Source organism: Kaistia sp. 32K (assembly GCF_016629525.1).
Taxonomy (GTDB): domain Bacteria; phylum Pseudomonadota; class Alphaproteobacteria; order Rhizobiales; family Kaistiaceae; genus Kaistia.
The window spans coordinates 3699352-3720955 of sequence record NZ_AP024269.1 but is presented as its reverse complement, the minus strand read 5'-3'; the positions used below and the strand labels follow the sequence as shown (position 1 = coordinate 3720955).

Annotated in this window: 20 protein-coding genes; 19 read left to right on the top strand and 1 reads right to left on the bottom strand. The window is 68.5% G+C overall.

Features of this window, described 5'->3' with window-relative positions:
- Positions 1-69: 69 nt before the first annotated feature.
- Positions 70-729 carry a nucleoside triphosphate hydrolase gene (locus K32_RS17250; RefSeq protein ID WP_201400704.1) on the bottom strand — a complete coding sequence of 220 codons (660 nt, stop codon included), beginning with the start codon at positions 727-729 and terminating at the stop codon, positions 70-72.
- Between the two features lie 205 nt (positions 730-934).
- Here K32_RS17250 and K32_RS17245 point away from each other — a divergent pair, with 205 nt between their 5' ends.
- From K32_RS17245 to K32_RS17155, 19 genes are all read left to right on the top strand, one after another.
- Positions 935-1834, top strand: coding sequence for a LysR family transcriptional regulator (locus K32_RS17245; RefSeq protein WP_201400703.1), 900 nt, complete (start codon positions 935-937; stop codon positions 1832-1834).
- Positions 1821-2987, top strand: a complete 1167-nt coding sequence (locus tag K32_RS17240) for a YbfB/YjiJ family MFS transporter (RefSeq protein ID WP_201400702.1) — start codon at positions 1821-1823, stop codon at positions 2985-2987. Before K32_RS17245 ends, K32_RS17240 begins: the two co-directional genes overlap by 14 nt.
- Positions 2988-3182: 195 nt before the next feature.
- A complete protein-coding gene (locus tag K32_RS17235; protein ID WP_201400701.1) occupies positions 3183-4124 on the top strand; it encodes a glycosyltransferase family 2 protein in 942 nt (313 codons plus the stop codon).
- A complete protein-coding gene (locus K32_RS17230; RefSeq protein ID WP_201400700.1) occupies positions 4121-5284 on the top strand; it encodes a glycosyltransferase family 4 protein in 1164 nt (387 codons plus the stop codon). The genes K32_RS17235 and K32_RS17230 overlap by 4 nt, the downstream gene beginning before the upstream one ends.
- Positions 5281-6849, top strand: a complete 1569-nt coding sequence (locus K32_RS17225) for a glycosyltransferase (RefSeq protein ID WP_201400699.1) — start codon at positions 5281-5283, stop codon at positions 6847-6849. The genes K32_RS17230 and K32_RS17225 overlap by 4 nt, the downstream gene beginning before the upstream one ends.
- A gap of 326 nt (positions 6850-7175) precedes the next feature.
- Positions 7176-7751, top strand: a complete 576-nt coding sequence (locus K32_RS17220; RefSeq protein ID WP_201400698.1) for an acireductone dioxygenase — start codon at positions 7176-7178, stop codon at positions 7749-7751.
- A gap of 11 nt (positions 7752-7762) precedes the next feature.
- Positions 7763-9304 (top strand): rhamnulokinase family protein, encoded by a 1542-nt coding sequence (locus K32_RS17215; protein WP_201400697.1) that lies wholly within the window; start codon positions 7763-7765, stop codon positions 9302-9304.
- A gap of 35 nt (positions 9305-9339) precedes the next feature.
- Positions 9340-10338, top strand: a complete 999-nt coding sequence (locus K32_RS17210) for a substrate-binding domain-containing protein (protein ID WP_201400696.1) — start codon at positions 9340-9342, stop codon at positions 10336-10338.
- Positions 10339-10401: 63 nt separating this feature from the next.
- Positions 10402-11058, top strand: a complete 657-nt coding sequence (gene mtnB / locus K32_RS17205) for a methylthioribulose 1-phosphate dehydratase (RefSeq protein ID WP_201400695.1) — start codon at positions 10402-10404, stop codon at positions 11056-11058.
- Positions 11055-11780, top strand: coding sequence for an acireductone synthase (mtnC, locus tag K32_RS17200; protein WP_201400694.1), 726 nt, complete (start codon positions 11055-11057; stop codon positions 11778-11780). Before mtnB ends, mtnC begins: the two co-directional genes overlap by 4 nt.
- Entirely contained in the window at positions 11777-13270 is a 1494-nt protein-coding gene (locus tag K32_RS17195; protein ID WP_201400693.1) for a sugar ABC transporter ATP-binding protein, read from the top strand. The genes mtnC and K32_RS17195 overlap by 4 nt, the downstream gene beginning before the upstream one ends.
- Positions 13263-14228 (top strand): ABC transporter permease, encoded by a 966-nt coding sequence (locus K32_RS17190; RefSeq protein ID WP_201400692.1) that lies wholly within the window; start codon positions 13263-13265, stop codon positions 14226-14228. The genes K32_RS17195 and K32_RS17190 overlap by 8 nt, the downstream gene beginning before the upstream one ends.
- Positions 14225-15205, top strand: a complete 981-nt coding sequence (locus K32_RS17185) for an ABC transporter permease (protein WP_201400691.1) — start codon at positions 14225-14227, stop codon at positions 15203-15205. Before K32_RS17190 ends, K32_RS17185 begins: the two co-directional genes overlap by 4 nt.
- A 240-nt stretch (positions 15206-15445) precedes the next feature.
- Positions 15446-16489 carry an ABC transporter substrate-binding protein gene (locus tag K32_RS17180; protein ID WP_201400690.1) on the top strand — a complete coding sequence of 348 codons (1044 nt, stop codon included), beginning with the start codon at positions 15446-15448 and terminating at the stop codon, positions 16487-16489.
- Between the two features lie 6 nt (positions 16490-16495).
- Complete coding sequence (locus K32_RS17175) at positions 16496-17701, top strand: ABC transporter permease (RefSeq protein WP_201400689.1); 1206 nt, start codon at positions 16496-16498, stop codon at positions 17699-17701.
- Complete coding sequence (locus K32_RS17170; protein ID WP_244669568.1) at positions 17698-18519, top strand: ABC transporter permease; 822 nt, start codon at positions 17698-17700, stop codon at positions 18517-18519. Before K32_RS17175 ends, K32_RS17170 begins: the two co-directional genes overlap by 4 nt.
- The gene (locus K32_RS17165; protein WP_201400688.1) at positions 18516-19625 is read left to right on the top strand and encodes an ABC transporter ATP-binding protein; all 1110 of its coding nucleotides are present in this window, start codon (positions 18516-18518) and stop codon (positions 19623-19625) included. Before K32_RS17170 ends, K32_RS17165 begins: the two co-directional genes overlap by 4 nt.
- Before the next feature lie 18 nt (positions 19626-19643).
- Positions 19644-20756, top strand: a complete 1113-nt coding sequence (locus K32_RS17160) for an FAD-binding oxidoreductase (protein ID WP_201400687.1) — start codon at positions 19644-19646, stop codon at positions 20754-20756.
- The gene (locus K32_RS17155) at positions 20753-21559 is read left to right on the top strand and encodes a PhzF family phenazine biosynthesis protein (protein ID WP_201400686.1); all 807 of its coding nucleotides are present in this window, start codon (positions 20753-20755) and stop codon (positions 21557-21559) included. Before K32_RS17160 ends, K32_RS17155 begins: the two co-directional genes overlap by 4 nt.
- Positions 21560-21604 lie beyond the last annotated feature (45 nt).

Genomic DNA, 21604 nt, shown 5'->3' with positions numbered 1-21604 from the left:
ATTTCGCGCCGTCCGGACCGAAGAAGCGGGCTCTCTGACGAGGGCCGGCGATCTCCCCGGCGATGAGGGTCAGGCCGTCTGCGGCTGTTCCCTGGCGCGCAGGATGAAGTCGGCCGGCCGGCTCTCGCTCAGGATGAGATCGCCGTTCGGCAGGTCGTTGTCGAACACCTTGGCGCGGATCTGCTCGTCGTCGAGACCGAGCGATCGCCAGCGCTCAATCAGGCGCTGCTCCAGCAGCTCCCGGCTTTCCCGGATCATCACGGAGAAATCGAACAGCGGCGCCAGTTCCGACCAGGGCTCGCTCTGCAGCAGCAGATAGTTGCCCTCGACGATGATGTAGCGCGCCGAGCTGGGAATGATCGCCGCCCCGGCGCGGGCAATCTCCAGCGAGCGGTCGAACACCGGCGCCGCGACGAAGGGCTCGTGATTGTCCGCGAGCCGGCGCAGCAGGGATTTGAGGCCGGCGACATCGAAGGTGTTCGACGCCCCCTTGCGGGCGCGCAGGCCCCATTGGTTCAAGACCGCATCGTCGAAGTGAAAGCCGTCCATCGGCACCAGCGCGGCTTCGCCCGGCGTTTTCGCGTTGATGGCCTTCACCAGCGCTTCCGCCAGAAACGACTTTCCGGCGCCCGGCGGACCCGCGATGGCGATCAGGGATCGCGCGGCGGGGAGGGCGCGAACCCGGCGCACGAGCTCCTCCCCGCCGTCGAAATAGCTCTCGATGGTCATCAATCGTTCCTCTTGAATCGTTCTTCTTGCCCGCCGAAGCGCGTGTTCCTCGAGCCGATCAAATCATTCGAGGCTTCGATTGTCAGCGATCGTTTTTCTGGATGTCGCGAGCGTCGCGCCCCGTTCTCAATTCGGGAATGTCGATTGACAAGTATTCTCTTTTGAAGAATATATGCGGCGTCTGGTTCTTGCCTGGAGACTATCGATGGACCTCGCAGCGCTGGCGATATTTCGGGCCGTGGCGCGGGAGCAGAGCGTTTCCCGCGCGGCCGAGCGGCTTGGCCGCGTCCCGTCCAACGTCACGACCCGCATCCAGCAGCTGGAGGCCGAGATCGGCGTGCCGCTGTTCCAGCGCGATAGGAAGCGCATGGCGCTGACGCCCGAGGGCGAGGCCTATCTCGATTATGTCGAGCGCATCCTGAACCTCGCCGACGAGGCGCAACAGGTCGTCAATCCCGGCGGCCCGGCGGGCACTTTGCGCCTCGGCTCGATGGAATGCACCGTCGCCAGCCGCCTGCCGGTTCCGCTCGCCCGCTATAACCGGCAATGGCCGGAGGTTACGATCGAGCTCTCGACGGCGCCGACGCGCCAACTGATCGAGGGGCTGCTGGCGCATCGGCTCGATGCCGCGCTGATCGCCGTGCCGGAGGGCGAGTGGTGGCTCGGTCCGGACGAGCTCGACAAGGTGGCGGTGTTCCGGGAGGAGCTCGTCCTGCTCTTGCCGCCAGGCCACCCGGGCGTCGAGCGCCCCGGCGACATCCAGCCCCGGGCGCTCGCCGCCTTCGCGCCGGGCTGCACCTACCGGATGCTGGCGGAGGAGTGGCTGTCCGGCCTCGGCACGCTGAAGGGCCGCTTCGCCCTGCAGGAAGTGCGGTCCTACCACGCGATGTTCGCCTGCACGGCCGCCGGATCCTGCTTCAGCGTCATGCCCCGCAGCGTCGTCGAGCTGCTGCGGCCGGTCGCGCCGGTCGAGGAAAAGGCCCTGATGACGGTCGATACCTATCTCGCCTGCCGGCCCGGCTTCGCGACGCCGGCCTTCCTTGCGCTCCGCGACACGCTGGCGGCTTTCTCCAACCTCGAGGGCGGCGATCATGCGGCAGGCTGAACGGATGGCGGCCGTCGCCGCCGCCATCGTGCTGGTGATCGGCATGGGCTTCGGCCGCTTCGCCTTCACCGGCCTCTACCCGCAGATGGTCGCCGACGGGCAGATCTCGGTCGGCGGCGGCTCCTATGCCGCTTCCGCCAACTATGCCGGCTATCTGATTGGCGCGCTGCTCGTCAGCTTCCTCACCGGAATTTCGGCGCGAAGACAGTGCTCGATTGCCGTCGGCGCCACCGTCGCGGCGCTCGGGCTGCTGTGGCTGCCGCTGCCGGAAGGCGCTGTCATCGCGGTGCGCGGCTTCGCCGGGGTGGCGAGCGCCATCGCGCTGGTGGCCGCCTCGCACTGGCTGATCCATGATCGCCAGCATCATCACGGCGCGCCGGCCCTTTTCTCGGGCGTCGGCATCGGCATCTTCCTCTCCGCCGAGATCATCGCGCTCGGCCATTTCGCCACGCTCTCCAGCCGGGCGATCTGGTTGCTGCTGGGGCTCGTCGGGCTCGGGCTCGCCGTCGTCGCGCTGGCCATGCAGGCGCGGACCGACCGGACGAAGCCGGCTCCGGCCGAGCGGGGCCACGCCGGGGCGCAGGCGCGCGACATAGCCTTCGGGCCGGCGCGGCTCATCGTCGTCTACGGGCTCGCCGGGTTCGGCTACATCATCACGGCGACCTATCTGCCGCTTCTGGTGCAGACCGCGCTCGGATCGGTCGATCCCGTCCATATCTGGGCGGTGTTCGGCCTCGGCGCGGTGCCTTCGTGCTTCCTCTGGCATGCGCTGCATGTCCGCTGGGGAACCAGCCGCGCCCTTCTCGTCAATCTGCTGGTGCAGGCCGCCGGCGTGATCCTGCCGGTGCTTCACCTGCCGTCGGCCTATATCGCTAGCGCGCTTCTGGTCGGCGGCACGTTCATGGGCACCGTCACCATCGCCATGCCCGCCGCGCGCCGCGTCGCGGGGAAGGTTCGCTTCAACATGCTGGCGATCATGACGGCATCCTATGGCGTCGGCCAGATCGTCGGGCCGCTGATCGCGGCCTTGATCCTGGCCCGCACGGGATCCTTCGATCCTTCGTTGATGCTGGCGGGCGGCGCGCTCGTCGTCGCGGCCGTGCTGTGCGTGTCGGGCCGCCGGGTCGGCGTGGCGGCCGGCCAGCCCGCCTAGGACCGATGCTCGCGGCTGCGAAAAAATGCCCGCTCAGATTGCAGGAAACGAGCGGTTGCCCGAGACAGAAAGCCCTCTCCGGGCGAGCGCCGCCAAGCGCGTCCGCCCACCGGCCTGTTCCATGGAAAATCTTGCCTTGCGGGATTTTGCGTATGTGTTAGCACTATGAAATCAATTACATAGTGTTAAATCTGTATGGTATCCAATTCTACTTCCGAGTTGGGCGTCCCGTGTGTCAGTGTCATCATGCCTGCACACAATGCGGCCAATACCATCAGTACAACCATGGCGTCGCTTGTCAGCGAGCGCGCGTACATTCTCGAGCTGATCGTCATCGATGACGGCTCCACCGACGACACCGCCGCGGTCGCGCGTTCCAGCGCTGCGGAACTGGGGCTGCCGATCGTCCTGGCCTCGACGAATTTCCGCGATGCCGGCAGCGCGCGAAACCACGGGATTTCGCGGGCGCGGGGGCGGTGGGTCTATTTCCTGGATGCCGACGATACGCATGAGGCGGGCGGGCTGAGGGCCCTGGTCGCGGCGGGCGAGGGGCCGCAGGCGCCCGAACTCGTGCTCGGCTCTTATTATATCCAGCGCAGAGACCGCGACCGAAGCCTGTTTCGCCATCGGCCGGAGCGCCTCTCGGCCGAGGAATATCTGGCGGGCGCCGCTGTCGTCATCGTCATCGGCTGCGGCTTGATCCTGCGATCCGCCCTCGACGGCCAGCGCTTTCCGGGGCCTCTCGCCTATGACGAGGACACGCTGTTCTGGGCGGCGATGCTGGCCTGTTGCCGAATTGCGATCGTTGGTGCCGCGGTCATGACCTACCATGTCAGCCTGCAGCGCTCCGACGAGCGGCTGGTGCGGGATTCGCGCAGGAGCTTCGAACAGTGGCGCCGAAGCCTGCTCGCCCTCGAGGACCGGGGCATCCGCCGAGTCGCACTCGGGAGGCGCGAGGCCTTCATGGGGATCCGGGTCGCCCGCATCCATCTGCGCCGGGGCGAACTCGCCGACGCCAGGCACTTCCTGACCCTCGCGCGCCGCGCGCCGAAGACCGGCGCCGATGCCTATCGATGGCTGCGGTTCCGGGTGAAGCTCGCGATGCGGCAGGGCTTCGGAAGGCCGGGCCTGCGATGACGCGCACCCTGTTCCTGACGGCGCACCCCGCCTTTCCGCCCGTGACGGGGGCGGACCTGCGCAACTGGCAGAACGCTTCCGCCGCGGCCGGGCTCGGCGAGGTCCTGCTCGTATCGCTGATCGCCGGTGGCGAGGGGCCGACGAGCGTCCCGAACCTCGCGACGCGCCATCTCGGCGCCGATGCCGCGAAGCTTTACCAGCTGGACCCGCAGCAAACCTCGATCGACCTCGGCATCGACGACGCGATGCTCGGCAAGCTGGCCAAGGTGCTCGCCGAATTCCGGCCGGACCTCGTCGTCGTCGAGCATCTCGGCCTGCATCCCTTCCTCGACCTCTTGCAGGAAAGCGGAGCGCGGCTGGTCCTTGACCTGCACAATGTCGAATCCGATCTCGCCAACCAGATCGCCAGGCGACGCGACTGGTTCGGCGTGAAGCGCCGGCGCGACGCGCGCGCGATCGCGGCGATCGAAGCGCGGGTCGCGGCGGCGGTGGACGGGATCTGGGCCTGCTCGGAGGAAGACGCGGGCCGGCTCGCCGAGCGCGGGCTCGGTCCGGCCCATGTCGTTCCGAATGGCCTGCCGCGCGCCGACCTGGCGCCGCGCCAGCTGCCTGCCGAGCCGGGCGCGGTCGGTCCCGAACTCCTCTTCGTCGGCCATCTCGGCTACACGCCGAACGTCCGCGCCTCCGAGACCCTGGCGCGAAAGATCCTGCCTAAATTGCGGAGTGCGCTGCCGGAGGTCCGGCTGACGCTCGCCGGACGCCAGCCGGCGCGGCGGGTGCGCCGGCTCGCGGCTCCCGACATCCGCATCGTCGCCAATCCCGACGACCTGACGCCGCTGCTTCGTGCCGCCCACATGGCGGTGGTGCCGCTCCGCAGCGGCGGGGGAACGCGGTTCAAGATCGTCGAAGCGATGGCCTGGGGCCTGCCGGTCGTCGCCACGCCGCTGGCGGCGGAAGGGCTCGGCCTGCGCCATGGGCACGACATAATCCTCGCCGAAAGCGACAGGGCGCTGGCGGCGGAGATCCTGCGGCTCTGGCGCGACCGGACGCTCCGGGAGGAGCTTCGCGCGCGCGGTCATGCTACGGCATGGCGCCGCTTCGGACCGGATCCAATCCAGGACGCCGTCGTCTCGGCGCTCAAGGCGGTGTCGCAGACATGATTCCCAGAATTGTCCATCAGACCTGGCGCGACCGGGACATCCCGGCTGCCATGCGGGAATTCGTCGCCAGCTGGCCCCGGCTGCATCCCGGCTGGGAAATCCGGCTCTGGACGGATGACGACCTCGCGGCCCTCGTCCGGCAGGAATATCCGCATCTGGCCGAGCTCTATTTCGGCTATCCGCGCCCGATCCAGCGCGCCGACCTCGGCCGCTATCTCGTGCTGCGCAGCCATGGCGGCGTCTATGCCGATCTCGACGCCGAGGCGCTCCGGTCGTTTGAGGAGATCCTCGACCGCGACCGGCCGCTCTTCGCCGAGGAGCCGGTGAGCCATCTGGCCGAGAAGCTGGTGGTGGTGCGCGGCCTCCAGCGTATCGTCTCCAACGCCGTCATGGCCTCTCCCGCCGGCCATCCCTTCTGGGACGACGTGATCGAGCTCGCCGTCCGGTGCCGCCACGCGCTCGATCCGCTCGACGCGACCGGGCCCTTCCTGCTGACCGGCGCGGTGGACGCGGCCGATGCGGGCATCCGGCCCGACATCATCCCGGGCTCCATGTTCTCGCCGCGCGACAAATATGGCCGTCCCTGTCCGGATCTCGACGCGGCGGTGCCGCCGCTGGCGCAGCATCATTGGCACGGCACCTGGATCCCCGGCGAGAAGGGGCCGCCCGCCGCCGTACGGATCAAGACGGCGTTCCGCAAGGCGCGGCTGCGCTGGCGCGAACGCCGCCTCGAGGATCCGGCCTTGCGCGAGCAGGCCGTCAACCGCGCCGTGCTGGCAAGCGAGGCGCCGGCGGACGGAACGGTGCTGATCGCCATTCCCGTCCGCAACGCGGCGCGGACGCTCGATGCCCTGTTCGCCCGGATCGACGCGCTCGATTTTCCGGCCGAGAAGCTCTCGATCGCGCTGCTGGTCGGCAATTCGTCGGATGACAGCCTCGAGCGGGTCCAGGCGTTTCTGGAAAGCCGCAAGGACCGGTTCCGCCGAAGTGCGCTGATCCGGCAGGAGTTCGCGGTCCGCGAGCAGGGGCCGCGCTGGGAGATTGCCTTCCAGCGGGATCGCCGCGGCCGCATCGCCAAGGTGCGCAATCTGCTGCTCCGCGAGGGGCTGGCCGACGAGGATTGGGTGCTCTGGATCGATGCCGACATCATCGATTTCCCGCCCGACATCCTCGCGCGCATGCTGGCCGAGCGGGCCCGCGTGGTGCATCCGGATTCGGTCCGGCAGATCGGCGGCAAGAGTTTTGATCAGAACGCCTGGATCGCCACCGCCGAGCCGAAGGACCATGAGTGGATCAAGCATGTCCGCGATGGGCTCTACCAGCCGCATGCCCACCATCTGCGGCTCTATCTGCAGGACCTGCGCTACCTGCCGCGCGTCCGGCTGGATTCGGTCGGCGGCACGATGCTGCTGGTCGACGCCAACCTCCATCGCGCCGGCATCAATTTCCCCGACCGGCCCTATCATCGCCTGATCGAGACGGAAGCCTTCGCGGCGCTCGCGCGCCGGTGTGGCGTCGAGATCATCGGCCTGCCGCAGGTGCAGACCCTGCATGTCGAGGATTGAAATCCTCACTTTCGCTGCCTGGCGCTGAGATCACGCGGCGGGATGCCCCGTTTCTGCACGTGTGACCCTGCGGCCCCGGCCATTCCGGAGCCGGTTCGCCAAGCCCGGCAGGCGCCAGGGCGGAGCCTCCCGTCCGACGCCGCCGCGATGCGCGCGGGGGTGCTGAAATCAAAACAATACAATACTAAACCTATCGTGATTATCGGGTTAAATTTCCGCCTCTGATTTGTCGGAGGGGCGATCGTGCCTCGAAGTTGAGGGGGTGAGTTCGTAGATTTCAGCCGTGACAACGTCGAAATGGCGACCTGTCGGCGGACTGCGAAATAATGACACAGCTTTCGATTTATAGTGACGTTCACCCGGATGTGAATCTGGCCGATACGTCCAATAGAGATGAAATCACCGCGCTTCTCGGTGCTGTCGGTGTCCGGTATGAATTGTGGAGCGCGGATGTAGAGCTCCAGCGCGACGCCGGAGATGAAAAAATCCTGTCGGCTTATGGTCGCGAGATCAAGCGCCTTTCGGACGAAGCCGGCTACAACTCGATCGATGTCTTCCGCATTGCGCCGGACAATCCCAATCGCGTCGCCTTCCGGCAGAAGTTCCTCGCCGAGCATACCCACGACGAGGACGAGGTTCGCTTCTTCGTCGAGGGCAGCGCCGCCTTCTATCTCCACATCGGCGACAAGGTCTATCGGGTCGTCTGCACGCGCGGCGATCTCCTGTCAGTGCCGGCGGGCACGCCGCACTGGTTCGACATGGGGTCGGAGCCGAGCTTTACCGCCATCCGCCTGTTCGTCTCGCCCGAAGGCTGGGTGGCGAAGTTCACCGGCAGCGCGATCGCCGAGACGCTGCCCCTGTTCGAAAGCGGCGCGGCGAGCCCGGCCGTGGCCCAGGCTTAAGGCGCGCGCTCATGACCCGCGTCCCGACCCAGGCGATCCATCCGGCCGGCGGCCGCAACCTCGTTTCCCTCGATCTCGGCAGTTCCGGCGGTAGGCTGCACCTGGCCGAGCTCACTGAGGCGGGATCGATCGCCATCGAGGAAGTGCACCGCTTCGAGAACGGCCCGGTGCAGCTTGCCGGGCGCTGGTACTGGGATTTCCTGCGGCTCTGGCAGGGCATCGGCGAGGCGCTCGTCGCCGTCGCGCCCCGGCTCGACGGGCCGGCGACCTTGGGCATCGAGAGCTTCGGCGTCGATTATGCGCTGCTCGACCAGAGCCGGACGATGGTCGCGGGCCTCCGTCACATGCGCGATCCGCGCACCCAGAGCCTGTTCGACACGGTCTACGCGACGATTTCCAAGCCGCAGCTCTATCGCCGCACCGGCGCGATGGAGATCGAGATCAACACGCTGCTGCAGCTGATCGCCGACCGGCGCGACCAGCCCTGGCTGCTCAACCTCGCGCAGGATCTCTTCCTGACGCCGGACTATGTCGCCTTCCTGCTGACGGGCCTGCGCGTCGGCGAGGTGTCGATCGCCTCGACGACCCAGCTGGTCAATCCCGTGACGCGGAACTGGGATTTCGAGCTCGCCGGCCTCTTCGACATTCCGCGCCGGATTTTTCCGGAGCTGGTCGAGAGTGGCACGGTGATCGGTCCGCTGCTGGCCGCCGAACGCGAGCGCCTCGGCATTTCGGTGCCGTTCGACGTCGTCGCGGTGGCGAGCCACGACACGGCGTCGGCCGCGGCCGCCATTCCCTATCTCGACGATGCGCCGTCTGCCTTCATCAGCCTCGGTACCTGGTCGCTGGTCGGGCGCGAGCTGGACCGTCCGGATCTTTCCGACGCCTCGCGCGAGTTCAACTTCACCAATGAGTGCGGCGCCGGCGGCACGGTCGTGCATCACAAGATCCAGGCCGGTCTCTGGCTGACGCAGGAACTGCGGCGCGAGCTGGCGCGGCGGGATTCAGGCCTCAGCTTCAAGGCGCTGGAGCAGGCGGCCGAAGCCTCGGAGCCGCTTGCCTTCGTGTTCGACGCTGATGACGGCGTGTTCCGCGATCCGGCCTCGATGGCCGGCGCGATCAGGGGCTGGTTCGAGGCGCGCGGTCACGCGGCGCCGGCGACGTCGGGCGCCCTGGCGCGCTCGATCTATGACAGCCTCGCGCTCTCCTATCGCGACACGGTCGTTGAGATGGAGCGCCTCGGCGGCGTCGCGCTCGACACGCTCTATGTCGTTGGCGGCGGCGCGGCCATCCCGCTGCTGCTGCAGGCGATCGCCGATGCCACCGGCAAGCGCGTCGTCGCCGGTCCCGTCGAGGCGACGGTCGCCGGCAATGTCATCGCCCAGCTCGTCGCGCGCGGCGTCCTCCCCGATTTCGCGGCCGGCCGGCCGCTCGTCCGCAAGTCCTTCCAGGTCAAGGAGTACCAACCGAGCGACACCGAGGCCTGGAACCGGGCCTATGCGCGCCTGGCCGCGCTCAAGCGTTTTCTTTCGTCATCATCGGTCGCCGCCTGATTTCGGGCCGCGACGCTTCCCCAGGATCCATTCTCATGAAGTCCTCTTTCAAGCGCCTTCTGCTCACCGTCGGCACCGGCGCGCTGCTCGCCGCCGGCTTCGCCCAGGCCGGACATGCCGCCGACAAGCCGGAGATCGCCGTCGTGGTGAAGATCACCGGTATTCCCTGGTACAACCGCTTCGAGCAGGGCGTCACCAAGGCCGCCGCCGATCTCGGCGTCAACGCCTACCAGGTCGGCCCGACCCAGGCGGATCCCGCCCAGCAGGTCAAGCTGATCGAGGACCTGATCGCCAAGGGCGTCGACGCCATCGCCGTCGTTCCGAACGATGCCAGCGCGCTCGCGCCGGTGCTGCAGCGGGCCCGCGACGCCGGCATTGTCGTCGTCACGCATGAATCGCCCGGTCAGCAGGGCGCGCAGTGGGATCTCGAGACGATCGACAACCGCGAATTCGCGACCTCGGTCTTCCAGAAGCTCGCGGACCTGACCGGCGGCAAGGGCAAGTTCGCCCTCGTCGTCGGCTCGCTGACGGTGCCGCTGCACAAGGAATGGGCCGATATCGGCCTCGCCTATCTGAAGGACAAGTATCCGGACCTGACGCTGATCGCGGATCGCTATCCGGTCGGCGAGAGCCTCGACGACAGCTTCCGCACCTCGCAGGAGATCCTGCGCGCCAATCCCGACATCAAGGGCTTCGTCGCCTTCGGCAGCCAGGGCCCGATCGGCTTCGCCCGCGCGCTCGAGCAGCAGGGCAAGCCCGCCGGCTCCGTCGCCAATGTCGGCAACGTGCTGCCGAAGCAGGCCGCTCCCTACCTGAAGAAGGGCCTGATCAGCGAGGGCTTCCTCTGGGATCCGGCCGACGCCGGCTACGGCCTCGTCGCGCTCGCCAAGAAGGTCGTCGACAAGGAGCCGGTCGAGACCGGCATCGAGCTGCCGGGCCTCGGCAAGGGCACGGTCGAGGACGCCGACAAGGTCGTCCGCTTCAAGGCGACCCGCACCTTCACCGCCGAGAACGTCGGCGAATTCGACTTCTGATCCTAGCGATCCGCCGGCCGTGGTCGCGCGCGGCCGGCTCCTCCTGACGAAGAACAGAGAACCATGACGACCGATACCCTGGGCGTGGTCAATCGCGCCTCCGAAGTCTCCTTTGCCGAAGCCGCCGTCGAGATCATCTCGGTCGGCCGCTATCTCGGCCAGCAGGGCCTCGTGCCGGCGACGAGCGGCAATTTCTCCCGCCGCGTCGACGCCAAGCACATCGCCATCACCGCCTCCGGTTTCGACAAGGGCTTTTTGCGGCCGGAGCACATCCTGTTCTCGGCGATCGACGGCCCGCATCCGGCGAACAGCTCCGCCGAGACCGACCTGCACCGCGCCCTCTATCGCAACGATCCCGAGATCAACGGCGTGCTGCATACCCATTCGGTGGCGCAGACGCTGCTTTCCGCCAAGCATCTCGAAGCGGGCGAGCTGCATTTCGAGGGCTACGAGATCCAGAAGGCGCTGTTCGGCATCCCGACGCATGAAGTGCCGGCCATCCTGCTCGTCTTCGAGAACGACCAGGACATCCAGGCGCTGGAAAAGCGCGTCACGCAGCGGCTGAAGGAAGCGAACGGCGTCGTCGTCGGCTACCTGCTCTCGAACCACGGCCTCTATACCTGGGGCGCGTCGCTCGAGCATGCCCGCCGGCATGCGGTCGGCATCGAGTTCCTGCTCAATTGCGAGCTCGAGAAGCTGCGCTGGAAGCCGGCAGCATGAGCGCGCAACCGATCCGCGCCATCGTTACGGATATCGAGGGCACCGCCACCTCGATCTCCTTCGTTAGAGATAGCCTCTTCCCCTATGCCCGCGGCCGGATCGGCGAGTATCTCGCCGCGCACCGCGAGGACGAGGCGGTTCTCCGCATCCTCGCCGACGCGCGCGCGCTCGCCGGCGACGACACGCTCGACGACCAGGCCGTGATCGATCTCCTGATCAGCTGGAGCGACGCCGATCGCAAGATCACGCCGCTGAAGGCGCTGCAGGGCCTGATCTGGACGCAAGGTTTTCGCGACGGCGAGCTGGTCGGCGACGTCTATCACGACGCGGCTCGGTCCTTGCGGGAATGGCACGAGGCCGGCTATCGGCTCCATGTCTATTCGTCCGGCTCGATCCTCGCGCAGAAGCTCGTCTTCGGCCACACGCCGCATGGCGATCTGGCGACGCTGTTCTCCGGCTTCTTCGACACGACGACCGGCCCCAAGCTGGAGGCGGGTTCCTACCGCGCCATCACGGCAGCGCTGGGTCTGGAGCCGGGCGAGATCCTGTTCCTGTCGGATTCCATCGGCGAGCTCGACGCGGCCCGTGTGGCCGGGCTGAAGACGGTCGCGCTCGATCGCGGCGAGGCGGTGATCCCGCCTGATCAGACGCACCCGGTGGCGAAGACCTTCGACGTCATCGATCCCGCGAACGGAACCGTCGCGGCCCGCGAGGGATCGTGACCCGCGCATCGATCCTCGAAACCGACGGCCTCGCCAAGAATTTCGGGGCCGTCACGGTGCTGGACGGTATCTCGGTTCGCCTGGAGGGCGGCAAGGTCTATGCGCTTTGCGGCCTGAACGGCTCCGGCAAGAGCACGCTGATCAAGATCCTGACCGGCGTGCTGCAGGCGGATCGCGGCGCTGTGCGCATCGACGGCAAGGCGATCACAGGCGCGTCGCCGCAGGGCATGAAGGCGGCCGGCGTTGACGTCATCTACCAGGACCTGGCGCTGTTCCCGAACCTCTCGGTCGCCGACAATGTCGTCTTCGGCGCGACGCGGGCGAGGCCTTTCGGCCTGCGCCGGCGCTCGCGCGACCGGGCGAAGGTTCGCAGCGTACTCGATCGCATCAAGGTGAAACTCGATCTCGACGCGCCAGTCGAGAGCCTCTCGATCTCCGAGCGGCAGGTGGTCGCGATCGCCCGGGCGCTCGCCGGCGAAGCGCGCTTCCTGATCCTCGACGAGCCGACCGCCTCGCTGACGCGGCAGGAAGCCGAGCGGCTGTTCACCGTCGTCGAGGATTTGCGCCGCGACGGCGTCGCCGTGCTGTTCGTCAGCCATCGCTATGACGAGGTCGCCGAGATCGCCGACGAGGCGCTGGTGCTGCGCGACGGCGCGATCGTCGCCCGCTTCGACCGGGCCGAGTTCGACGCCGACCGCCTGCACGAGGCGATGGCGGGCGCCGCCGTGCATGCGCCGACCCGCAACGACGCCGCCGCCACGGACGGCGCGATCGTGCTCGAGACCTCCGGCCTCGGCCGGGTCAACGAATTCGACGGCGTCGACCTGACGATCCGGGCCGGCGAGATCGTCGGCCTGACCGGCCTGCTCGGCGCGGGCCGCACGGAGCTGGCGCAGACCCTGTTCGGCCTTCGAAAACCCGATCGCGGCGAGATCCGCGTCGCAGGCCAGGTGAGGCACTTCGCCTCCAACCGCGACGCCATCGAAGCCGGCGTCGCCTATCTGCCGGAGGACCGGCTTTCGCTCGGCCTCGTGCTCGGCTCCAGCATCGCCGACAACATCGCGCTGCCCAGCCGCGGGCGGCTCACCAACGGCTTCGGCCTGGTCGACCAGAAGGCGACCGACGCCCTGGTCGCCGACCTCGTGCGGGCGCTCGAGATCAAGACCCCGGACGTCGACAATCTGGTCACCACGCTTTCCGGCGGCAACCAGCAGCGCGTCGTGCTCGCCAAATGGCTGGCGACCCGCCCGATCCTGCTGCTCCTCGATTCCCCCACCGTCGGCGTCGACGTCACGGCGCGCGCGGCGATCTACCGGATCGTGCGCGAGGCGGCGGCGCGCGGCGCCGGCATCCTCCTGATCTCGGACGAGGTCGAGGAAGTCTGGTCCATCGCGGACCGTGTCCATGTCATGCAGGCCGGCAGGCTGGGACCCGCCTATTCCCCAGGCGAGGTCTCGATCGACAGGCTGTCGGAGATCGTTCATGGGTGAGACCTATCCCGAGAAGCTGTCGACGCGCACGCTGCTGCTGGCGGTCCTGCTTCTGGCCGTCGTCACGGCCCTGTTCACGCCGGACTTCCTGTCCCCCTACAATTTGCTCGACGTCGCCGCGACGGCGAGCGTTACCGGCATCTTCGCGCTCGGCCTGCTGGTCGTGCTGCTTGCCGGCGGCCTCGACATCTCGTTCACGGCGATCGCCTCGATCACGCAGTTCGGCCTCGCCGTCGTGCTGGCGCGGACCGATCTCGGCTGGACGCTCTCGATCCTTCTGGTCAGCGTCACCGGGCTCGCCTTCGGCGTGCTCAACGGCGCGCTGGTGACCTGGCTGCGGACACCGCCGATCGTCGTCACCATCGCGCTGCTCAACATCTATGCCGGCGCGCTGATCCTCGTCTCGCGCGGCGCCATGCTCTACGATTTCCCGGAATTCTTCTCGACCTCGGTGGTCGCGCGGATCGGTGGCTATCCGCTCTCGCTGCAGCTCGTGCTGCTCCTCGTTTTCGCGCTCGTCACCGCCTTCATCCTGCGCGGCACGCATTGGGGCCGGATCGTCCGCGCCGTCGGCGGCAGCCGCGAGGCAGCGAGCCGGCAGGGCATCTCCATCCTCGCGGTCAATCTCTTCGCCTATGGCTATCTTGGCCTCGCCTCGGGCGTCGCTGGTCTCGCGCAGGCGCAGCTCCTGCAGGCCGTCACGCCGGGGGCGCTGGTCGGGCGCGAGCTCGACGTGGTGGCGGCAACCGTGCTCGGCGGCGCCAGCCTGATCGGCGGTCGCGGCACCGTCCTCGGCACGCTGCTCGGCGTGCTGTTCATCGGCCTCTTCGGCAACGCGCTCGTGTTGAACGGCGTCTCGCCCTACTGGCACCAGGTCGCCACCGGCAGCGTCGTCCTGATCAGTCTCTGCCTGCAGCTGATGCGTCGCCGGCAGACCAAGGCGAGGGCCCTGGCATGAGTTCGCTTGTCCCCCCGGTCACGGCCTCGCGGCGGGGCTCCTCGCCGCGCCTCGTCTGGCTCGCCCTCGGCTTCGGCCTTCTGTTGCTGGCGCTGAGCGGCACCGGCGTCATCCCCGGCGGCGGTTTCCTGCGCTCGCTCGCCTATCAGCTGCCGGAATTCGGCCTGTTGTCGCTGGCGATGGCGCTGCCGATGCTGACCGGCGGCATCAACCTCGCCGTCGTCGCCATCGCCAATCTCTCGGCGATCGTCACCGCGCTCGCCTTCGGCGCGCTCGCCGGCGGCCCGTTCGCCGATATCGCGCCGATCCCGCTCGGTCTGTTGGCCGGCGCCTTCGCCGGCGCGCTGATCGGACTGGTGGTGGCCTATCTCCGCGTCACGCCGGTGCTGGCGTCGCTTTGTGCCATGCTGATCTTTACCGGCATCGGCGTGCTGGTGACGGGCGGCAGCGCCGTCGGCAACCTGCCGGCCTATGTGCCGGCGCTGGCCGCGAGCGCCGTCCTCGGCATTCCGGTGATCGCCTTCGTCTTCCTCGCCGCCGTGCTGGCGCTCGCCTTCGTGCTGGCGCGCACACCCTTCGGCTTCCGGCTGCGCGCCGTCGGGTTGAACGAGCCGGCGGCGCATTTCGCCGGCGTCGACACCCGCCGCCTCTATGTCGTCAGCTACGCGCTCTCCGGCCTGCTGAGCGCCTCTGCCGGCCTCATCATGCTGTCGCGCTTCAATTCGGCCCGCATGGGCTATGCGGACAGCTATCTGCTCGCGACGCTGCTGGCGGCGGTGCTGGGCGGCATCAACCCGGATGGCGGACGCGGCTCGGTCTGGGGGCTGTTCCTCGCCGTCGTCGCGCTGCAGGTCACGGCCTCGGTCCTGAACCTCGCCGGCGCCAGCCAGCACGCGACGGGCATCGCCTGGGGCCTGATCCTGCTGGCGAAGCTCGCCTATGACCGGCACGCGCCGCGCCGGAGCGACGCCCGCTAGCCGGCTGGATTTCCTCTCCCAAAACCCATCGCCTGGGCCTCGCGTCGTCCCGTTTTCCGGGGCGGCGCGTGCGCCGGGCCGGAGGGTGGCAAGCGCCAACAATCCTCGCGTCGGGAGGTCGGCAATTTCGCGACGCCGGAGAGGCGAATGACGGGCTCGGCAGGCGATTGACAGCTATTATTGATAATGTCTATCAAGATAATCGTATTTTTGAATCACATTAGCCAGAAGGCCCAATCCATGAACTCCCGTCTTCTTCGACTTGCCGTGGTCGCCCTGATTTCCGGGGCGAGCACGGTCGCCATGGCCCGTGACCTGACCGTCATCTCGTGGGGCGGCAATTTCCAGGACGCCCAGCGCAAGGCCTATTTCGAGCCCTTCGCGAAGGAGAGCGGCAACAAGGTCATCGACGACAGCTGGGAAGGCGGCGTCGGCACGCTGCGGACCCGCGCCGAAGCGGCAGGCGATCCCGGCTGGGACGTCGTCCATGTCGAGGTCGAGGAGCTGCAGATCGGCAGCGCCGAGGGCCTGTTCGAGCCGATCGACTGGAGCAAGATCAGCGCCAGGGACGAGCTGATCCCGGCGGCGCAGAACAAGTATGGCGTCGGCGCCATCACCTGGTCGGCCGGCATCGCCTATGACGCCGACAAGGCCGGCGCGGCGCCGACGACGGTGGCCGATTTCTTCGACGTCGAGAAGTTCCCCGGCAAGCGCGCCCTGCGCAAGGGCCCGAAATACGCGCTGGAACTGGCGCTGATCGCCGACGGCGTCCCCGTCGACCAGGTCTATGCGACGCTGCGCACCCCGGAAGGCGTCGACCGCGCCTTCGCCAAGCTGAACACGATCAAGCCGGACCTGATCTTCTTCGAGAGCGGCGGCCAGGCGATCCAGCTGCTCGCCTCGGGCGAGGCCTCGCAGGTGCTGGCCTTCAACGGCCGCGTCACCGCCGCCAACCAAACCGACAAGCGCAACTTCAAGTTCATCTGGCCGGGCAGCATCTACGCGCTCGACAATTGGGTGATCCTGAAGAACAGCCCGAACAAGGATGAGGCGCTGAAGTTCATCGATTTCGCTTCGCGCGCCAGCCAGCAGCAGATCCTGCCGGAGCTGGTCGCCTTCGGACCGACCAACACCAAGGCGACGGCGGCGCTGCCCGAGGCGATCGCCGCGGAGCTGCCGACCTATCCGAAGAACCTCGCCGGCGCGCTGCAGGTCGACGCGACCTTCTGGTCCGAGAACATCGAGCCGCTGACCGAGCGCTTCAACGCCTTCGCCAGCCAGTAACGGCGGATGGCCCGGGTCGAAAAAGGCACCGCGCGCGACAATCGCGCGCGGTTTTTCACGGCGCTGCTGCTTGCGCCGATGTCGCTGTTCCTGCTCGCCGTGATCGGCCTGCCGCTGTTCCTGCTCGTCTGGGAGAGCGTGGGGGATCGCGACGTTTCGGCCGGCCTGCCGCGCACCGTCGAGCTCCTGGCGAGCGCGCACGCCGCGCCGTCGCCGGACCTCTATGCGGCGCTCGTCACCGATCTCACGGAGGCCTCCGATACGGCCGTCGGCCGGGTCGCGCGCCGCCTCAACATCGAAAAGCCGGGCCTGCGGACGCCGCTCGTGGCGGCGCGGGCCGTGGCGCTCGAAAGGCCTGCGGACGCGCAAGCCGCGCTGGTCGCTGCCGATGGTCGCTGGGCCAAGCCCGAGATCTGGCAGGCAATCCGCGCCTCGAGCGGCCCCTGGACCGACCGCTATCTCCTCGCCGCCTTCGATCTCGAGCGCAACGCCAGCGGCGAGATCGTCAGCCGGCCGGCCGATCTCGCCATCTATCGCAGCATCGTCGTCCGAAGCTTCGTCATCGCGGGTTCGGTCGCGGCGCTCTGCCTGATCCTGGGCCTGCCGCTCGCGCTCTATCTGGCGTCGCTGCCGCCGAAATCGGCCGAGCGCTGGCTGCTGGTGCTGATGCTGCCGCTCTGGACCTCCATTCTCGTCCGCGCCATGGCCTGGATCCTGCTCCTGCAATCGAACGGCCTGATCAACGGCGTCCTGCAGCGGATCGGCCTGATCTCGGCGCCGCTCGATCTCGCCTTCAACCGCCTCGCGGTCGTCGTCGCCATGACGCATGTGCTGCTGCCCTTCATGGTGCTGCCGATCTACAACGCGCTCCGCGCCATCCCGAGGACGCAGCTGATGGCCGCCGGCTCGCTCGGCGCGACGCCGTGGCAGAGCGTGCGCCGGGTCTACCTGCCGCAGGCGCGCGCCGGCATCGCCGCCGGCATCCTGTTCGTGCTCGCTTCCGCCGCCGGCTACTACATCACGCCGGCCCTCGTCGGCGGCCCGGCCGACCGGATGATCGGCACCTTCATCGAGCTCGCCGTGCTCAGAACCAACAATCCGGGCCTCGCCGCCGGGCTCGGCCTGGTGTCGCTGGTCTTCTTCCTCGTGCTCGTCGGCGTCTTGATCGCTGTCATGAAGCCGATGCGGGCGCTGGAGGGAGCGCGCGGATGAAGGTCGATTATGGACTGCCGCTGCCGCGCGGCGTCATGCGGTTCGGCGCGCTGCTGCTTGTCGCCATCCTGGTGCTGCCGGCGCTCGTCGTCGTGCCGGTCTCCTTCTCCTCCGGCAGCATCATCGCGTTCCCGCTGCCGGGGCTCTCGCTGCACTGGTATGGCGAGGCGCTGGCGTCCGGCGCCTGGCGCGACGCACTCGGAAACAGCCTCCGGGTCGGCATCGCCTCGGCGCTGATCGCCACCCTCATCGGCACCGCCGCGGCGCTCGGCATCGACCGGCTGCGGGGGCGGGCGCGGGTTCTGGCGCTGCTCGCCATCCTGCTGCCCCTGGTCGTGCCGATCGTCATCCTGGCGCTCGGCGCCTATTTCGCGCTGGCGACGGTTTCGCTCAGCAACAGCCTGACCGGGCTGGTGATCTTTCATTCAGCGCTCGGCCTGCCTTTCGTGACGCTGAGCGTCGTCGCCTCGCTGCAGTCCTTCGACCGGACGCTCTGGCGCGCGGCGGCGAGCCTCGGCGCCGGCCCGCTGACGGCCTTTCGCCGCGTGATGCTGCCGATCATCGCGCCGGGCGTCGCCGCGGGCGCCGTGTTCGCCTTCGCCACGTCGCTCGACGAGGTCGTCATCGCCTCCTTTGTCACCGCCCCTTCGCAACGGACCCTGCCGCTACAGATGTTCTCCGGGATCAAGGAAAATACGGGCCCGATCGTCACCGCCGTGGCGACGCTGCTGCTCCTCCTCTCCATCACCTTCCTCGTCGCCGTGGAGGCGCTGCGTCGCCGCTCGCGGCGGCTGGCGTCGACGGGGCAGGGCGCATGACCGCTGGAGATAGGCCTGAGCGCGCCGAGCCGCTGCTTCGCCTCCACGGCGTCACCAAGCGCTATGACGGCGGCGGTCTCGTCGTCGATGCGCTCGATCTTTCGGTGGAGCGGGGCGAGTTCCTGACCCTGCTCGGCCCCTCCGGCTCCGGCAAGACGACGACGCTGATGATGATCGCCGGCTTCGAGCAGGCGAGCGGCGGCGAGATCCTCTATGCGGGCCGCTCGATCGCCGAATTGCCGCCGCACAAGCGCGATTTCGGCGTCGTGTTCCAAAGCTACGCGCTCTTTCCGCATATGAGCGTCGCCGAGAACGTCGCGTTCCCGCTGACGCTGCGCGGCATCCCGAAGGCGGAAATCGGCCGCCGGGTGGCGCGCGCGCTGGAGATGATCGAGCTCGGCGATCTCGGCAAGCGCCGGCCGGCGCAATTGTCCGGCGGCCAGCAGCAGCGCGTCGCTCTGGCGCGGGCCTTGGTGTTCGAGCCGAAGCTGGTGCTGATGGACGAGCCGCTCGGCGCGCTCGACAAGCGGCTGCGCGAGCAGATGCAGCTGGAGATCCGCCGGCTGCATCGCGAGCTCGGCCTCACCATCATCTATGTGACGCACGACCAGACCGAGGCGATGGTCATGTCGGACCGGGTCGCGGTGTTCCATCAGGGCCGCGTGCAGCAGCTGGCTGCGCCGCGCACCATCCACGAGCAGCCGGCGAACGGCTTCGTCGCCCGCTTCATCGGCGAGACCAACGCGCTCTCCGGCCGTCTCGTGCCGGGCGGCAACGGTCCCGTCGCGCGCATCGACGCGGCGGCCGGGCTGCAGCTCGCCGGCGTTCTCGGCGATCCCGCGCCGCGCGGCGACGACGTGCTGGTCTCGATCCGGCCGGAGCGGATCGCGATCGGCGAGGGGCATGGCGAGAACCGCGTCGCCGGCCGGGTCGGGCAGTCGATCTATTTCGGCGACCATCTCGGCCTTGAGGTCGCGATCCCGGGCGGCGCCATCCTCAAGGTCAATCTGGGCGTGCGCGGCGTCGACGAGCGGCCGGAGCCCGGCAGTGAAATCATACTGAGCTGGCGGGCCGAGCATACGCTCCTGCTGCAGCCGGTCGGCTGAGAAGAGAAACGAGAAAGTATGGCTTTGAGCAAGGTCATTGTCGTTGGAGCGGGGATCGCCGGGCTGTCGCTCGCGCGGGCGCTCCACCACCGGGGTTTCGCGGTCGAGGTGTTCGACCAGGGCCCGATCCCCAATCCGCTGTCGTCCTCCTTCGACGAACACCGCATCACCCGCCACACCTATGGTCCGCTCGAAGGCTACACCCGGCTGATGCCGGACGCCTTCCGGGCCTATGACGGGTTGTGGCAGGACCTCGGCATTAGCCACTATCTGCCGACCGGCATCGCCTATGTGCGCCGGCTGGAAGACGACTGGTATGCGACGACGGCGCGCGATCTCGACGCGTTCGGCATCGACCATCGCGAGCTCACCGAGGCGGAGATCGCCGCGCGGCTGCCGATGGTGCGGCTGGGCGGCATCCATCGCGTCGTCGAAGTCGGCGGCGCAGGGCTGCTGTTCTCGCAGCGGATCGTGACAGACCTCGCGGCATGGCTGCGCCTCGTCGGCGTCGTGCTGCACGAGCACAGCCCCGTCGAGGCGATCGACCTCGAGCATGGCCGCGTCGTCGTCGCTGGCAAGACCCATGCGGCGGACCAGGTGGTGGTCGCGGCGGGCGCCTGGGTGACGAAGTTGCTGCCGGAAGTGGCGCCCGCGGTGACGCCCTCGCGCCAGACCGTGCTGTTCCTCGATCCGCCGGAAGCGCTTCGCGCCGCCTGGGCCTCGGCCCCGATCCTGATCGAGGATGGCGAGCATCTGAGCTACACGCTGCCGCCGCGTGGCGGCACGCGCCTGAAGATCGGCGACCATCACTTCAGTCTGCGCGGCGACCCCGACGACGATCGCGCGGCGACCGCCGAGGACGCCGATCCGGTGATCGCGGCGGCGGCCGCTGCCTTCGCCGGCTTCGAGCGCTACCGGATCGTCGAGACGAAGACCTGCTTCTATACGGTCACGGATGACGAGAGCTTCTTCGTGCAGCCGCTCGGCGCCGTCGGCTGGGTGGTGAGCGCCTGTTCCGGGCACGGCTTCAAGCTGGCGCCATTGATCGCCAACGGCGTCGCCGACGCCATCGCCGGCCATCGCGATCCCGCCGGAATCGCGGCCTGGGCCGCCGGAAGGGAAACGTCATGAGCCTCGACGCCTACATCATCGACGCCTTCGCCGATCGGCCGCTCTCCGGCAACCCGGCCGGCGTCTGCCCGCTGCCCGAATGGCTCCCTGACGCCACCATGCAGGCGATCGCGGCCGAGCTGAACCAGACCGAGACGGTGTTCTTCGCGCCCGAGGGCGACGACTATCGCATCCGCTGGTTCACGCCGACGCGCGAGGTCGACCATATCGGCCACGCGACGCTCGCCGCCGGCCATCTCGTGCTCGCGAAGCTGGAGCCCGGCCGCGCCGAGGTGCGCTTCCGCACCGGCGACGACTACATGCTGGTTCGCCGCGACGGCGACGGCGTCGCGCTCGACATGGGCGCGCTGCCGCCCCGTCCGGCGGAGGTCACCGACGCGGTCGTCGCGGCGCTCGGCGCCCTTCCCGTCGAGGCCTTCGCCGCGAAGCATCATCTGTTCGTCTTCGAGCGCTGGCAGGACGTAGCGAACCTGCGCCCGGATTTTTCCGCGGTGGCGCGGCTGGAACTGCCGGCGGTGATCGTCACGGCGCTGGCCGAGGGGATCGAAGGCGGCGACGCGGATTTCGTCTCGCGCTTCTTCGCGCCGGCAAATGGCGTTCCCGAGGATCCCGTCTCCGGCGTCTCGCATTGCTGCCTGACGCCTTATTGGGCGCGGCGGCTCGGCAAGACCAAGCTGGTCGGGCGGCAATTGTCGGCGCGCGGCGGCACCATCCGCTGCGAGGATCGCGGCGACCGCGTGGTGCTCGGCGGTCGCGCGGCGATCTCGCTTCACGGCGTCTTGCAGCTTCCCGAAGCCGGCTAAGGAACGGCGAGGGGCGGAGCCGGCGCCAGGGCCGGCTCGCCCTCC